The sequence below is a fragment of the Dermacoccus abyssi genome (assembly GCF_003515945.1).
GTDB lineage: Bacteria > Actinomycetota > Actinomycetes > Actinomycetales > Dermatophilaceae > Dermacoccus > Dermacoccus abyssi.
In genome coordinates this window covers 1-13590 of the sequence record NZ_QWLM01000010.1, presented here as the reverse complement: position 1 = coordinate 13590, position 13590 = coordinate 1, and the positions used below count along the sequence as shown (strand labels likewise).

10 protein-coding genes are annotated in these 13590 nt (G+C 67.9%); 5 read left to right on the top strand and 5 right to left on the bottom strand.

Annotated features, from left to right (window positions below):
* The first annotated feature begins 34 nt into the window (after positions 1-34).
* The 5 genes from D1832_RS09375 (at position 35) to D1832_RS09355 (ending at position 7271) form a co-directional block, all read left to right on the top strand.
* A complete protein-coding gene (locus D1832_RS09375; RefSeq protein ID WP_118913700.1) occupies positions 35-1720 on the top strand; it encodes a DUF885 domain-containing protein in 1686 nt (561 codons plus the stop codon).
* A 154-nt stretch (positions 1721-1874) separates the two neighbouring features.
* Entirely contained in the window at positions 1875-3254 is a 1380-nt protein-coding gene (locus tag D1832_RS09370) for a carboxylate--amine ligase (protein ID WP_147362665.1), read from the top strand.
* 205 nt (positions 3255-3459) lie between these two features.
* On the top strand, positions 3460-5208 hold the full coding sequence (locus tag D1832_RS09365; RefSeq protein ID WP_241510957.1) for a Na+/H+ antiporter: 1749 nt from the start codon (positions 3460-3462) through the stop codon (positions 5206-5208).
* A 21-nt stretch (positions 5209-5229) separates the two neighbouring features.
* Positions 5230-5892 (top strand): Maf family protein, encoded by a 663-nt coding sequence (locus D1832_RS09360; RefSeq protein ID WP_118913631.1) that lies wholly within the window; start codon positions 5230-5232, stop codon positions 5890-5892.
* 62 nt (positions 5893-5954) lie between these two features.
* A complete protein-coding gene (locus D1832_RS09355; RefSeq protein WP_118913630.1) occupies positions 5955-7271 on the top strand; it encodes a hypothetical protein in 1317 nt (438 codons plus the stop codon).
* Between the two features lie 99 nt (positions 7272-7370).
* On the opposite strand, the gene D1832_RS09350 is transcribed toward D1832_RS09355, so the two are convergent.
* From D1832_RS09350 to D1832_RS09330, 5 genes are all read right to left on the bottom strand, one after another.
* Positions 7371-8555 carry a serine/threonine-protein kinase gene (locus D1832_RS09350; protein ID WP_118913629.1) on the bottom strand — a complete coding sequence of 395 codons (1185 nt, stop codon included), beginning with the start codon at positions 8553-8555 and terminating at the stop codon, positions 7371-7373.
* A gap of 392 nt (positions 8556-8947) precedes the next feature.
* Entirely contained in the window at positions 8948-9982 is a 1035-nt protein-coding gene (locus D1832_RS09345) for a hypothetical protein (protein ID WP_147362664.1), read from the bottom strand.
* A gap of 477 nt (positions 9983-10459) precedes the next feature.
* Positions 10460-11962 (bottom strand): MinD/ParA family ATP-binding protein, encoded by a 1503-nt coding sequence (locus D1832_RS09340; protein WP_147362663.1) that lies wholly within the window; start codon positions 11960-11962, stop codon positions 10460-10462.
* 68 nt (positions 11963-12030) lie between these two features.
* Positions 12031-12522 (bottom strand): SMI1/KNR4 family protein, encoded by a 492-nt coding sequence (locus D1832_RS09335; RefSeq protein ID WP_118913626.1) that lies wholly within the window; start codon positions 12520-12522, stop codon positions 12031-12033.
* 47 nt (positions 12523-12569) lie between these two features.
* Positions 12570-13037: a hypothetical protein gene (locus D1832_RS09330; RefSeq protein ID WP_147362662.1), complete on the bottom strand. Its 468-nt coding sequence runs from the start codon at positions 13035-13037 to the stop codon at positions 12570-12572.
* Positions 13038-13590 lie beyond the last annotated feature (553 nt).

The window sequence follows — 13590 nt, the reverse complement described above, 5'->3', positions numbered from 1 at the left end:
GCCCAAGGTCGAACCTCTCGCCTACAGTCGTGGCATGAACACCTCCGCGTCCCCTCGCGCCACGACCCGTGTCGACGAACTGGCCGACTCGTACTTCGACTCCGCGGTGGAGCTGTCTCCCATCGAAGCCACCAGCCTGGGAGTTCCGGGCCAGGACGAAATGCTCGACGACTTCTCCCCCGAGGGCTATGAGCGCATCAGCGAACTGCGTCGCACGACGCTGTCCGCGCTGCGCACGGTCACGGCCGAGGACGACGTCGACGAGGTCACGATTGCCGCCATGACGGAGCGGCTCGAGCTCGCCGAGGAGATCCACGAGGCCGGGTACGACCTGGCCGACCTCAACGTCATCGCCTCGCCCCTGCAGAACGTGCGCGACGTGTTCGACCTCATGCCCACCGACAGTGACGAGGACTGGGCCGTCATCGTCACGCGCATGCGCGCGGTGCCGGAGGCCCTCACCGGGTGGCTGCAGTCGCTGCGCGTCGCAGCGGACGCCGGCAACCGCCCCGCGCGCCGTCAGGTGGAGCGCTGCATCGAGCAGTGCGCTGACCACATCAGCTCCGAGGGCTACTTCCACGCGCTGACACAGCAGACCGTCGACGGAACCGAGGACGAGGCACTCGCCGACGAGCTGCGTCACGCCATCGACGAGGCCGCCCGGGCTTATGAGGAGACGGCCGAGAAGCTGCGCGAGGAGGTGCTCGTTGACTCTCGCGAGGCCGACGCCGTCGGCGCCGAGCGATACGCGCTGCACAGCCGGCAGTTCCTCGGTGCGCGCATCGACCTCGAAGAGACCTACCGCTGGGGCCAGGAGGAACTGGCGCGCATCACGGCGGAGATGGAGGAGGTCGCAGAGCGCGTCGCCCCGGGGGCCGGCGTCAAGGGCGCCATCGCGGCGCTCGACGAGAGTGCCGCCTACACGCTGCACGGTACCGACGCGCTGCAGGAGTGGATGCAGCAGAGGGCCGACGAGGCCGTCACCGCCCTCGCCGACACCCACTTCGACGTGCCGGATCCGGTGCGCCGCATCGAATGCATGATCGCGCCGACGAACTCGGGCGGCATCTACTACACGGGTCCGAGTGCGGACTTCTCGCGCCCCGGCCGCATGTGGTGGGCCGTACCGCGAGACGTCGAGAAGTTCGGCACGTGGCGCGAACTGACGACGGTCTACCACGAGGGCGTACCCGGCCATCACCTGCAGATCGGGCAGACGATGTACCGCTCGGGGCTGCTCAACCGCTGGCGGCGCCTTGGCGCCTGGACGTCCGGGCACGGCGAGGGCTGGGCGCTGTACGCCGAACGCCTCATGGCCGAGCTCGGCTACCTCGACGACGACGGCAACCGTCTCGGCATGCTCGACGGGCAGTCGTTGCGCGCGGCCCGCGTCGTGCTCGACATCGGTGTGCACTGCGGTTTCGAGGCGCCGGCCGAGGTCGGCGGCGGCGAGTGGACCTACGACAAGGCATGGAGTTTCCTCAGTGCCCACGCGGACATGGCCGAGGGCTTCCTGCGCTTCGAACTGGATCGTTACCTCGGTTGGCCGGGGCAGGCGCCGTCGTACAAGGTCGGCGAGCGCCTGTGGTTCGACCTGCGCGAGAAGACCCGCGAACGCGAGGGAGCCGACTTCGACCTCAGGGCCTTCCACCGTCGCGCGCTCGACGTCGGAAGTGTCGGCCTCGATGTCCTGCGCGATGCGCTCCTGCCCCCTGCCTGAGGCTCGTTCGCACGGCTGCGTCAACCGTCGCCCGCAGCTCAGCACGCCCGCGCGCCCTCGATACCAAGCGGAGCGCCGCGGGTAAACTGAACCGGATCTCGAGAAGCGCCGGTCAATCGGCTTCCCTCACCATTCGGCCAAGGAGGACGACTGCATGTCGCCTGCACCCACGTCCGGTTCGACCTCGTCGACGTCGCCCGTCTCCCTCGTGAAGGGTGGTCTGCGTTCGGCGATGTCGATGGCAGAGCGGGTGAGTTCGACGGCTGCGGCGAAGGTCGCCCCGGCGCGCGGACGCACCCCGGGTGAAGGTGGCACACCGCCCGTCCTGCCGGTGGTGCTCGACTTCACGCTCTCGGGGTACGCGCTGGCGCGGGCCTTGCACGAGCGTTACGACCTGACGAGTGTCGCCATCGTGCCGCTCCACACCCCGGCTGTCGGTGACTCGAGCCTCTTCCACGAGATGCGGGTGCTCGGTCACGAGGCTCTGACGAACCATCAGCTCGTCATGGACGAGCTCGTTCGTGTGGCCGCAGCGCACCCGAACCTCACCGTCATCCCTTTGACGAACAACGACAGCTACGTGCAGATGCTCTCCGCCCAGCGCGACTCGCTCGGCGCGAACGTCGTCGTCCCGCACGAGTCCCCGGAGATGCTCGTGCGCATCTCGGACAAGAACCACTTCAACGCTGTCTGCGCCGAGGCCGGCGTCCTCACCCCCGGCACGGCTGTGCTCGACTTCGGTGCGGGGCGTCCCAGCGCAGCTGAGGTGACGTTCCCGTTCCCGATCATCGTCAAGCCTGCTGACTCCGCGCTGCACAACAAGCTGACGATGCAGGGCAAGCGCAAGCTCTACGAGATCGACGACTCCGCGGCCCTCGAGGACCTCATCGACCGGCTTCACGCCGCCGGCTTCAGCGGCGAGATGTTGGCGCAGGACCGCATCCCCGGTGACGACATCCTCTCCGTCACGATCTACCGCGCACGCAACGGTGAGGTGACGCTCGCGCGCACCTCCAAGGTGCTCCTGCAGGATCCGCGTCCGGCGTACCTCGGAATCCCGGACGTCCAGGTCGTGCAGGACATGCCCGACGTCGTCGACGCCTCCGTCCGCATCCTCGAGACGGCCGACTACTACGGCTTCGCGAACCTCGACGCCATCCGTGATCCACGTGACGGCTCGGTCAAGTTCTTCGAGGTCAACCCGCGCTACGGACGCAACTGCTACTACGCCACGGGATCGGGCGCGAACATCGCCGAGCAGCTCGTGACCGATCTCGTCGAGGGCCGACCGATGGCGGCACCTGCACTCGAGAACGAACTCGTCTACACCGTGCTTCCGCCGCGTGCCCTGCAGCGCCTGCTGCCCGAGGGCAGCGACCGCAGCCTCGTCGAGTGTCTCGTCAAGGCCGGCCACTGGGCCGACCCGCTCAAGTACGGCGGCGAGCGAAACCCGAAGCACAAGGCGTATGCACACGCCGCGGCCTGGCACCACGCCCGTGCTTACCGCGGTGCACCGCGCGTCATCGGCGGCTGACCGGCCGCACCGGCGCGTGACTCCCCCGCCGGACACCGGCGGGACGGGTCGCGTCCAGCCGTCATAATGACCGGGTGCATGTCGCCCTCCCCATCGTCCTCCTCGTCGCCACGACGATTCTCGGAAGCCTCGTGGCGCGGCGGGTCGGGCTCTCCGGTCCTCTGCTGCTGACGGCGGTCGGGGTCGCGCTCTCCTACGCCCCGGCGTGGGCGAGGTCCACCTCGACTCCGAGGTCGTTCTCCTCGGTTTCCTGCCGCCGCTGCTGTATGCGACGGCGTTGCGCATCTCGCTCGTCGATCTGCGGCGCGACGTGTACCAGATCATCCAGCTGTCGGTGCTGCTCGTACTCTTCACCGCGATCGTCGTCGGGCTCGTCTCCTGGTGGCTCATGCCCATCGGTTTCGCGGCGGCACTGGCCCTGGGCGGTGTCGTCGCTCCCCCGGACGCCGTCGCGGCCACCGCCGTCGCGCGTCGCATCGGGTTGCCACGCAGGCTCGTCGCCGTCCTCGAGGGTGAGTCCCTCTTCAACGACGCGACGGCCCTCGTCACCGTGTCCACGGCCACGCTCGCGCTGCAGCAGTCCGTCACGCCGCTGAGCGTCGGGGTCGACTTCCTCGTCGCGACGGTGGGCGGCATCGCGATCGGCGTCGTCGCGTTCCTCGTCATGGCGTTCATCCAAAAGCACGTCAAGGACACCCCGACGAGCGTCGCGCTGAGCTTCATCTCTCCGTGGGTGGCCTTCCTGCCCGCCGAGGAGATCCACAGCTCGGGCGTCATCGCCGTCGTCGTCATGGCCGTCCTGCTGGGTTACAAGGCGCCCTACATCCAGACGGCGCAGGCTCGCGTCTCCGAGCGGATGAACTGGGATTCGGTTCAGTTCATCCTCGAGAACATGGTCTTCCTGCTCATCGGTCTGCAGGCGGCGACGATCATCACCGACGTCATCGAGTCCGACATCGGCCTGGCCCGTACGAGCGCCTACGCGCTCACCGTTCTCGCGACGGTCATGTTCATCCGGCCGGTCTTCATCATCTTCGCGGCGTGGCTGGGCCGCGTGGCGAGATGGGATTCGCGTCCCCTCTCCCTGCGTGAGGGTGCGGTCGCCGGTTGGGCCGGCATGCGCGGCGTCGTGACGCTCGCCGCCGCGTTCCTGCTCCCCGAGGGCGCCACCCCGCATCGCGAGACGCTCATCTTCATCGCGCTCACCGTGACGATCGGCACCCTCGTCCTCCAGGGCTTCACGCTCGGCACGGTGGCGAAGGCCATGAAGCTGCACGCCCCCGATCCTCGCGAGGACGCCCTCGCCGCGGCCCAGGTCGTCCAGGCCTCCATCGACGCCGGTGAGGTGGCGATGCGCAAGGCACTCGAGGATCCGCGACTCGCCGACACCCCTGAGCCGATCGTGAAGTCGCTCGAGAAGCAAGGCATGCGCCGCGCCAACCTCATGTGGGAGCGCCTGGGCAGCAGCGATGTTCTCGGCCCGACGCAGCAGTACCGCGAGATCCGTCAGCAGATGCTCGCCGCGGAGCGCAACAAGGTGCTCGAGATGCGCGACCACGGCCTCGTCGACCACGAGGTGATCGACAACATCCTGTACCAGCTCGACATCGAGGAGTCAATGCTTCTCACGGCGGACGATCGCGACGCAGCTCTCGGCGAGGCCAAGCCCCTCCTTACCCCGGAGGCCCGCCGTGGCGGGTGCGAGCACCTCGTCGAGGCCGACAACTCCTGCGCTGCCCCCCAGTCCCACGAGGGCTGTCAGGCCTGCCTCGAGGAGGGCATGGCCTGGCTGCACCTGCGCATGTGCACTGCCTGCGGGTTCGTCGGCTGCTGTGATTCCTCCCCCGGAGCACACGCGAGCGCCCACTACCGCGAGACGGGCCACCCCGTGATGCGCTCGTTCGAACCTGGCGAGGAGTGGCGCTGGTGCTTCGTCGACAACCTGCCCGGCTGAGCGCCCGATAGCCTTGGCCGCATGACCCAACTCGTCCTCGCTTCGCAGTCGCCCGCCCGTCTCGCCACCCTGAGGTCGGCCGGTGTCGAGCCGTACGTCCTCGTCTCCGAGGTGGACGAGGACGCTGCCCTCGCCGCGGCATGCGAGGCTCACGGTGAGTTGGCGCCCGAGGACGTCGCCCTTCTGCTCGCCAACGCGAAAGCTCAGGCGGTGGCCTCCCGGCTGGCCGCCGGCGAGGTGCCGGACGACGCCCCCGACGACGCGCTCGTGCTGGGCTGTGACTCCGTGCTCGAGTTCGACGGGCAAACGCTCGGCAAGCCCCTCGACGCGGATGACGCCACGGCCCGCTGGCGCGCGATGCGCGGCAAGAGCGCAACCCTCTACACGGGGCACTGGGTCATCGACGACCGAGCCGATGGCACGGGCGCCACGTTCGGGGCGGTCTCCGGCACCGGGGTGCACTTCGCGGAGATCACCGACGCAGAGATCGAGGCGTACGTCGCGACAGGTGAGCCGCTGTTCGTCGCCGGCGCCTTCACCATCGACGGCCTCGCCGGCCCGTACATCGAACGCATCGAGGGCGACCCGCACACCGTGGTCGGCATCGGTCTGCCGCTGCTTCGTGAGATGTTCGCCGAGATCGGCGTCGAGTGGCACACCCTGTGGAACCGACCGCGCGGCTGAAACGTCCCAGGCGGGCCCGCCGGTTTGGCACACTGTCACCAGCACATTCGGGGAGGACGAGGATGACGACATCACGCGCGAGGAAGGCGCTCGCAGCGACCGCCGTCACCGTCGGGCTCGCCACGACGAGCGCCGCACCGGCGTGGAGCGCGCCGAAGCTGGCCGACGGCAACGGCTTTGCCACGGGCGGCAAGAGCATCGACCTCCGAGTGGCCTCCGGCGACGGCACTCCCCTCGACCCGGGCATGTACCAGACGACGTTGCCCGTCGACGAGACCTCGCGTTACGCGGCCATTTCCCGCGGCGAGGGCGAGCGGCTTGAGATCGGCGTGCTCGGCTCGGCCACCTGGAAGAACGACGCGTGGAGCGTTTCCGACGGTTCGCAGGGCCTCGAGATCAAGCTGACGACGCCGGACGGCGAGACGACCTGCGCCACGTCCGCCGACTCCCTTTCCACCACTGGCGCCCCGGGCCTGCTCAAGACGAACGTCGCCGTCGACCCCAAGGCCACGAAGCGCATCACGGACTCGGGCGATTCGGCCGACGCGTGCCGCAAGGCCACGTCCTACCGGCTCGAGGTGAAGCGCACCAACAGCGGCGACAACTCCACCCCGATGCCGGTGCAGATCGCGGTCGTTCGCACCCCGAAGGTGAACGGCGAGGTCAAGACACCGAGCGGTGACGTCGAGGCCCTCTCCACCCAGCCGCTCGACGCCTCGCAGGCGATGGAACCGGGCGCCGGTTTCGCGAACGCCACGACGCTTCCCAGCTCCGACGGCGGGTACACGGTGGAGGCGCAGCCCGGGCGGCGCATGTTCTTCCGCGTTCACCTCAGCTGGGGCCAGCGCATGTCCGTGGTCTGGGAAGTGCCGAAGAACGGCAGCGGCTACAACCCGACGCAGGACATGAACCTCGATCTGCAGGTCTACAACCCCGCGCTCACCGAGGTGACGGTCTCGGGCTCCGGTTCGAACACCGGGTACCTGTTCAAGTCGACCTCCTCGGGCACCGACCCGAAGCAGCTCGGCGCGTACACGGCCCCCATCGACTACGGCAACGCCGATCGGGAGACGAGCGGCGATGACGGCGTCCAGTGGCAGGCCATGCCGGGCTGGTACTACGTGGCACTCGACATCACGCCATCGTCGTCGTCGGACAAGCTCGACGACTCCAAGACGATTCCGTCGGCGGTCTCGGTACGTGTGCAGGGCACCGCGAACCAGGGGCCGGCGATGGACGTCGCGCAGCCTGATCCAGCGACGCTGAGCACCGAGGGAACATCCGGCTCGAATCCCCTGCTGTGGGGTGGAGCGCTGGTGCTCGGCCTCGGCGCGGTGGCCGGGTTGGCCTACGTCCTGTGGCGTCGCGAGCGCGCCTGACGACGTCCCTCACGAACGGCGGCGCCCAGGGTGAGTCCTCACCCCGGGCGCCGTTTCCGTGTGGTCGATGGGGTCCCGTGATGCGTGCGGTGCGCGCGATCAGTCGGCCTTCTGCCATGTGTACGAGCCGTCGTCCTGGTAGGTGCACGTGAGCTCGTTGCCACTGGATGTCGTCGCCACGGAGCCTGCGTCGCTGAAGTAGCAGGTGCCCCCGGTGCTGGCGTGGTTGGCGTCGTACGCGCCGTCGCCGGCACCCCAGGGCTGCCAGAGCGCGAAGCCGGCGACGAGGGCGGCGAGCAGGCCGGCGGGCGCCGCCATCCACGTCTTGACCTTGCGGCGCTGCGGCACCGGCGCGCCGTCGATGAGCGTCTGCGGCGCGGCGGAGGAGTCAGTGAAGCCATCGAGGGCGCGGGCTGCGGCTTCGGCGTGGAGCTGGACGAAGTCGCCCGAGGACTCCATCGGGGGCAGACGGTCGGGGATGTTGCGGGCGGCCGCGTCGTGCCAGGCGTTCTCGGGGAGCAGGAGCCAGGACATGGCGTCGCGAGCGTTGGCGGGACGCCTGCTGGCGACGGGGTCGGCCAGTGCGACGAGGACGTTCCACAGCGAGTCCGGCACGCCCGCGGGGCGAGGGGGCAGGTCGTCGCGTCGGGTGCGCGTGGTGTTGCCCGGGCGCACGCCGGTGAGCATGTGGATGCCCATCATACCGGCGGAGTACAGATCCTGACGGGGGTCGGGATCGTCGCCCGTGGCCTGCTCGGGCGACATGTAGCCCGGTGTGCCGAGAACCATCTCGTTGCTCGTGAGGCGGGGCGCGTCGACGCTGACGGCGATGCCGAAGTCGGTGATCCAGGCCGAGGGCAAGCCCATTCCGGTGGCTTCGAGCAGGATGTTGGCGGGCTTGATGTCGCGGTGGACGATGCCGGCGCTGTGGCAGGCGTCGAGGCCGTCGAGCATCTGGCGCATGAGTTCGGCGACGAGCGGGTACGGCAGCGCGCCGTGATCCTTGATGAGGTCGGAGATGGAGCCACCGTCGATGAGGGGCATCGTGAAGATGACGCGCCCGTCCTCACCGGCCCAGCCGAGCGGCGTGACGACGTGGCTGTGCTCGATGCGCATGCCCTGCTCGCGCATGAAACGCAGGAGCGAGCCGGCGTCGGACTGGCGCAGCAGTTTGGCGGCGACGAGACGGCGCGACTTGTGGTCGTGGACGCGCCAGACGGACCCCATGCCGCCTTCGCCGATCTGGTCGACCAGCTCGTACCGGCCCGCGAACATCTCACCCATGCCTACTCCTCCCCTGCGTCGAGTCAAGGATACGGATCACGGGCGCGGGCGTGCAGCGCAGCTGTGATTCTCCTTGCGGTCTCGACCTACGACGTCGTCGCTCGCGGCGGGGTTCCCTTGAGCGATGCTGCGGTGTGGCACAGATGCTGCTCACGTCGAGCCGTGCTTGTTCACCACCAAACGTAAGCTGACGAACCGATCGGTGCCGGACACGCCCCTCGCGTCGGTCAATTACGTCTCGGTGGCTTGGTGCACGCGACGACCGAGTTACCTTTCGCCGCATGGAGACGTCTCCAACGCCGGGTCCGTCCCAGCTCTCGTGAACCCATCGATGGACTCGGGAGCTGGAAACTTGTCTGCGCCATCAGTCGGCCGACGCACGCATCGACCCGTCACACAGCGCGGTTCAACGAATACAACGTCGGCGTTCCGTATGCAGCGGACGTGGCGAACGCCTGATCGCCGTACCCGGCCACAACGATGACGGTCTCGTTGGACCGGTGTGTCGGCTTCCCCGACACGAGCTCGCCCGATCTGTCACAGGCGAGGATGTATGAACCATCGTCACCCCACGCGAAGCCGTCCGAGATGGCGACAGGCGTCCACTTGGCTGCGATGACGGATGCCTTGCCCGAGGTGAGATCAACACGGCGGTTTCCCACAGTGGCCCAAGTCTGGTCAGGCGCAATCCGAGCCGTACCGAGGTATGCCTCCCAGCGCGGCTCCGACGGCGTCGTCCAGCGGGGCTTGAGCGTCTCGAGGTCGTACGCCCGCAGCGCTACGTTCCGCCACGTGTTCCACGCCAGAACGAGCACTTCGTCCGTGACAGCGACCACCCCGCCGGGCGTGGCGTCCTTGGGGCCCTGCAACTTGACGGGCTCGGGCTCTGGCTTCCCGGACTCGAGCTTCCATGCCTGCGCCCCGGAATCGACCACCAACATGCGGTCACCGATTGTGCCGAAGCACGATGCCTTGTCCGGGATGTCGAACGGAGCCAGGCCTTTCTTCGTCAACCCGTAGAACCGCCGTCCGCCGGTGCCGATCCAGGCACCCAACAAGCCGAAACCGACACTCGCGTCCTCCGTGGTGAAGGCGTGATCCGCGAAGGAAACACCGGTTCGAAGCTCCCAGCCGAGAAGGCGCTTCGGCGTCGCCACGAAGACGATGAGCTTGCCGTCCCGGTTCAGGATGAACGGGCCGTCCGTGACGATCTCGCCTACTTCGAGCGTTTTGCTCCACCGTCTGCGGCCATCGCGCGCACCTGCCACCACGACCTCGACGGCTCCGGTGCCCGGAGGTTGGGTGAGCACGGCGAACATGCCGTCACGCACATCGACCTGCGGCTTCGGATCGGCGACATCTTCGACCGACCAAACTGCCTGCTCCAGCCATCCCGCAGGTGCGTTCTGCCCGTTAGGAAGTACCACCGAGCGAGAGGGTGTCGACGAGGCTGGTTCCGGGGGCCGCTCGTCATCGCCTGCAGTGGCGAGTGCCCACCCACCGCCTGCCAGTGCAAGCGCACCGATCGCGCTGCCGCCGACGAGCAGGGCGCGCCGCGAAGGTGCCACGTCATCGCGCTTGAACCGATTGCTCCAGCCACGCCCGCCCGGCTGCCGCGGCTCGGTGCTCCACGCACTCAGGGCTGTCGGGGGTGCCGACACCGGGTCAGAGTCCAGGTTCGGCTCCTCCGCCGGAGTCACTGCACCGTCCGCACCCACGTTCACCCACACATCCGTGCCCGCTCCGTCGCGCAGGTGCGCCAACACCGGCCCCTCGATTCGAGCTCGGTCCTGCGCGTGAGCCACGAGGGCCGCGGCTGGATCCGCGCCGGGAGGAAGCTCAAGCGGTGTTCCGTCAACGAGGGCTCGCCCGCCCTCGACGACCAGGTCGAGACGCGTCACAGGTCAATCCTCGAGGCCACGGGCAATTGCTGCACCAACGGCGAGCCACGCGCGTTGCGTGCGCGGAGCCAGGTCGTCCCACCTCAACCATTCGCGCGCCATCGCCGGGTCGTGCGGGATGGTCAGCACCTCACGGGCCATGCCCTCGAACCGCGGGGCGACCTGCTCGGGTGCTGGGTCGTTCGTCGAGGCGTGCGACACGACGATGACCGCGTTTCGCGCCAGTTCGGCTCCGTGCCCGCCGGCGGCCGTGAGCGCCTCGAGCAGCAGCTTCGCTGATTCGCAGTGCTTCGGCGTGGTGGCAGTCGGCACGACGAGCGCGTCGCTGTGATGGATCATGCGCAGCCAGTTCGGTGCCGACTCGTCGTTGCCGGAGTCGAACACGACAACCCGATGAAAACGACGAAGCAACTCCTGGATCGCATCAAACTCAGCGTCGTCGAGCGCCTGGTCGCGCGCCAGCTTCTGCGGGCGGGACTGCAGAACGTCGTAACGGTCCGTCGTCTGGTGGTGGGTGAAGCGCGCCATGTCAGCCGCGCGCTCCGACCCGTCAAAGGTGGGTAGCGCGGCGATGAGGTCTTCCTTCGTGGCACCGTGCGCGGCGTTCTCCGTCTGCCAGCCGGCGGCACCGCGGAAGGTGTTGTTGTCGTCGACCAACACCATGCCGCCCCCGAGGCGAGCAAACATCGCAGCAAGGTACAGCGATGTCGGCGTCTTGCCTGAGCCGCCCTTACCGTTGGCGACGGCAATGCCCTTGGGTCGGGTCCACACCTTCGAGACGGCGATCTTGTCCGCTTCCTCGGCCTGCTGTGCCTGGCTCGGGCCACCAATGCCGAACTGGGCGAGCACGCCCGCGAATCCGCCGACGGGGGCTGGGGTGGGCGTCTCGGTGCGGTGCTTCTCGATGAACGTGTGCTCAAAGGGCTGGTGTGCCTCAGGCGCGCGCGGCTCTGGCGGAGCGAACACAGGTGTCGCTTGAGATACGTCGGACGCCTTCGCGGCCGGCTGCGGGCCTGGCAGGGGGCGGACTTCGGCGTTGGCCGCCCACGCCGAGCGCAGGGACGTCACGATGTCGCCACCGTCCTTCCAGCCAGTGGCCGCCGGCGCGTCATCATCCGCCGGTTCTGGTGCTCTTGGCGTACTCGCGCCCTCGGCCGAGTGGAGACTCTGCATAGTGCCGGCGGCTGGCTCTGCTCGGGAAGGCTCGATGGCAGATTCGATCCCGCGCGAGTTGGCAGGTTCGCCCGTGTCCGCGGACCCTGCGTCGGACGCGGTCGGTTCGACGCGGCCTGCGCTCACTTCACCATCCGTGATGACGAGGGGAAACACTCCCTGATCGTTGCGTACTTCGATGTGCACGCTCTCGCCGGGTTTCGATTCAGCACTCGCCATCTCCTTGGCGGCTCGCACGGCGATGGTGTGCGGGTTGGCTCCCGCGGGAACATCGATGGAGCGGCCGTCGAGGGCAACCTCGTTACCGAAGACGGTTAGGTGGTGCGACGCCATGGTGCAGTTCTCCAGTGTGGTGACGGCATCGCCACGAAGCACGGGCGATGCGCAGGTGGGGGTCGCCGTCAGTGTGCGGCGCGCTCAGCTGCCCAGGCTGCGAGCGTAGGGTGAGTGACAGCGTTCGTGCCATCCGGGTCGTAGTGGATGACCTGACCGTGTGAGCCGTTCGGGCCGGGGTTGCAGTCGAGCAGGTCGAACGCTCCGGTCCCGTAGTCGTAGAACGGCACCCACCCCTTGACGAAGTCACCGTCCTTGACGCGTCCGGTGCCGGGTTCGATGTTGCGCTCGCTCGGGTCGAGGTTGCCCTCCTCGACGACGTCTTCCCACAACTCGAGGAGTTCTTCGGCTGCCTCCACGGACTCCTCGATCGAGCAGAATTCACGATCGTCGGTGCCGTCGTGCCACTCCAGAACCCTTCGGTACGCGCTCGGAACCTCGATTCCGAGGGATGCCTCCAGGCTCTCGAGCTCATCCGGATCGGCAGCATCGTTCCAGACGAGCTCCTCGCGCGTCGCGATCCGCTCAAGGTTGGCCAGGAGCTGCTGGTCGTCGGTCATGCTGGTATCTCCTCGTCGACGTGATGTGTGGGCATTTGGAGCGCCGGTCACCCGAGGCGGATCGGCGTTCCGGGAGGCGTGTCTTTCACTTGGTTGTACACCTGGGCGTTGAAGCTCCAGTAGACGTCCATGTCGTTGACCTCCATGTTGGCGATGGTTTCTTCGCCTCCGAGGAACGCAGGAACCTTCAGGCCGATGCAGTCGGTGAATCGCAGGCCGAAGATCTGCAGGGCTGCGAAGGCTTCTTGCATCACTGCTTCTTCAAGGAATTCGACGGCCCCGGGGTCGTCGAGGAGGAAAGCGACGGTACCGGCGTAGTCGGTGAGGGGGCTCGCTTCATTGAACGCACTGTCCGCCCGCAGCGCCATGTCTTCGCCGTCGAGCTGCACCCGGCAGAAGTGACGGCCGCGCCAGTCGAAGGCGAAGGGGGTGAGCTCACTCGCGCGATCGCCGAAGAATTCGTACAGGTTCTGCTGCGCGAGTTCGGCAGACGCCGCGTTGTGGAAGCGGAGCAACCCGTTGTTGAACGTCGCTCCAGCAACGTTGCGTTCGGAGAGAACCCCGTCGAGGAGAGTCGCCTCGTAAGGTCGCGTGTCGGCGTCGGTAGCCGTGAGTGTCAACGACATGAGAACCTCTCGTGTTGCGGGCAGTTGGGTCGGCCGGGCGCACTCGGAACGCCGCTGGGCCGGAAAGCCGACACTAGCAGGGTGGCACCCACACGCCGGGACAGATTCGCCGCCCGACCGGACCAAGGAAGCAATCGGATCTTTCCCGCGTTGAGCCGGCCACTCGTCGCACGAGCGTTCACCTCCACCTCGAATGCCGTTCGCTGAACGGGTCCTCTCCCCCGCCCTCGGTACTCTCTTCTCCTGAAGAAGGGGATTGGACATTTCGCCGCCCCTGATTACGCAACTGCGCACCAACACTACGATTCACCGAACGCTCCAACCACTGCATATTCGACTCCGGATCATCCAAGCCGCCCACCTGCACATCACGCGGGCGATCGAGAGCGAACGCACACAACACCCCAGCACTCATGGGCCACCTCAGAGATTGCGCTGACGC

Coding starts and splice junctions, on each gene's coding strand:
- D1832_RS09375 (WP_118913700.1), top strand. CDS start 35: ATGAACACCTCCGCGTCCCCTCGCGCCACGACCCGTGTCGACGAACTG.
- D1832_RS09370 (WP_147362665.1), top strand. CDS start 1,875: ATGTCGCCTGCACCCACGTCCGGTTCGACCTCGTCGACGTCGCCCGTC.
- D1832_RS09360 (WP_118913631.1), top strand. CDS start 5,230: ATGACCCAACTCGTCCTCGCTTCGCAGTCGCCCGCCCGTCTCGCCACC.
- D1832_RS09355 (WP_118913630.1), top strand. CDS start 5,955: ATGACGACATCACGCGCGAGGAAGGCGCTCGCAGCGACCGCCGTCACC.
- D1832_RS09350 (WP_118913629.1), bottom strand. CDS start 8,555: ATGGGTGAGATGTTCGCGGGCCGGTACGAGCTGGTCGACCAGATCGGC.
- D1832_RS09340 (WP_147362663.1), bottom strand. CDS start 11,962: ATGGCGTCGCACCACCTAACCGTCTTCGGTAACGAGGTTGCCCTCGAC.
- D1832_RS09335 (WP_118913626.1), bottom strand. CDS start 12,522: ATGACCGACGACCAGCAGCTCCTGGCCAACCTTGAGCGGATCGCGACG.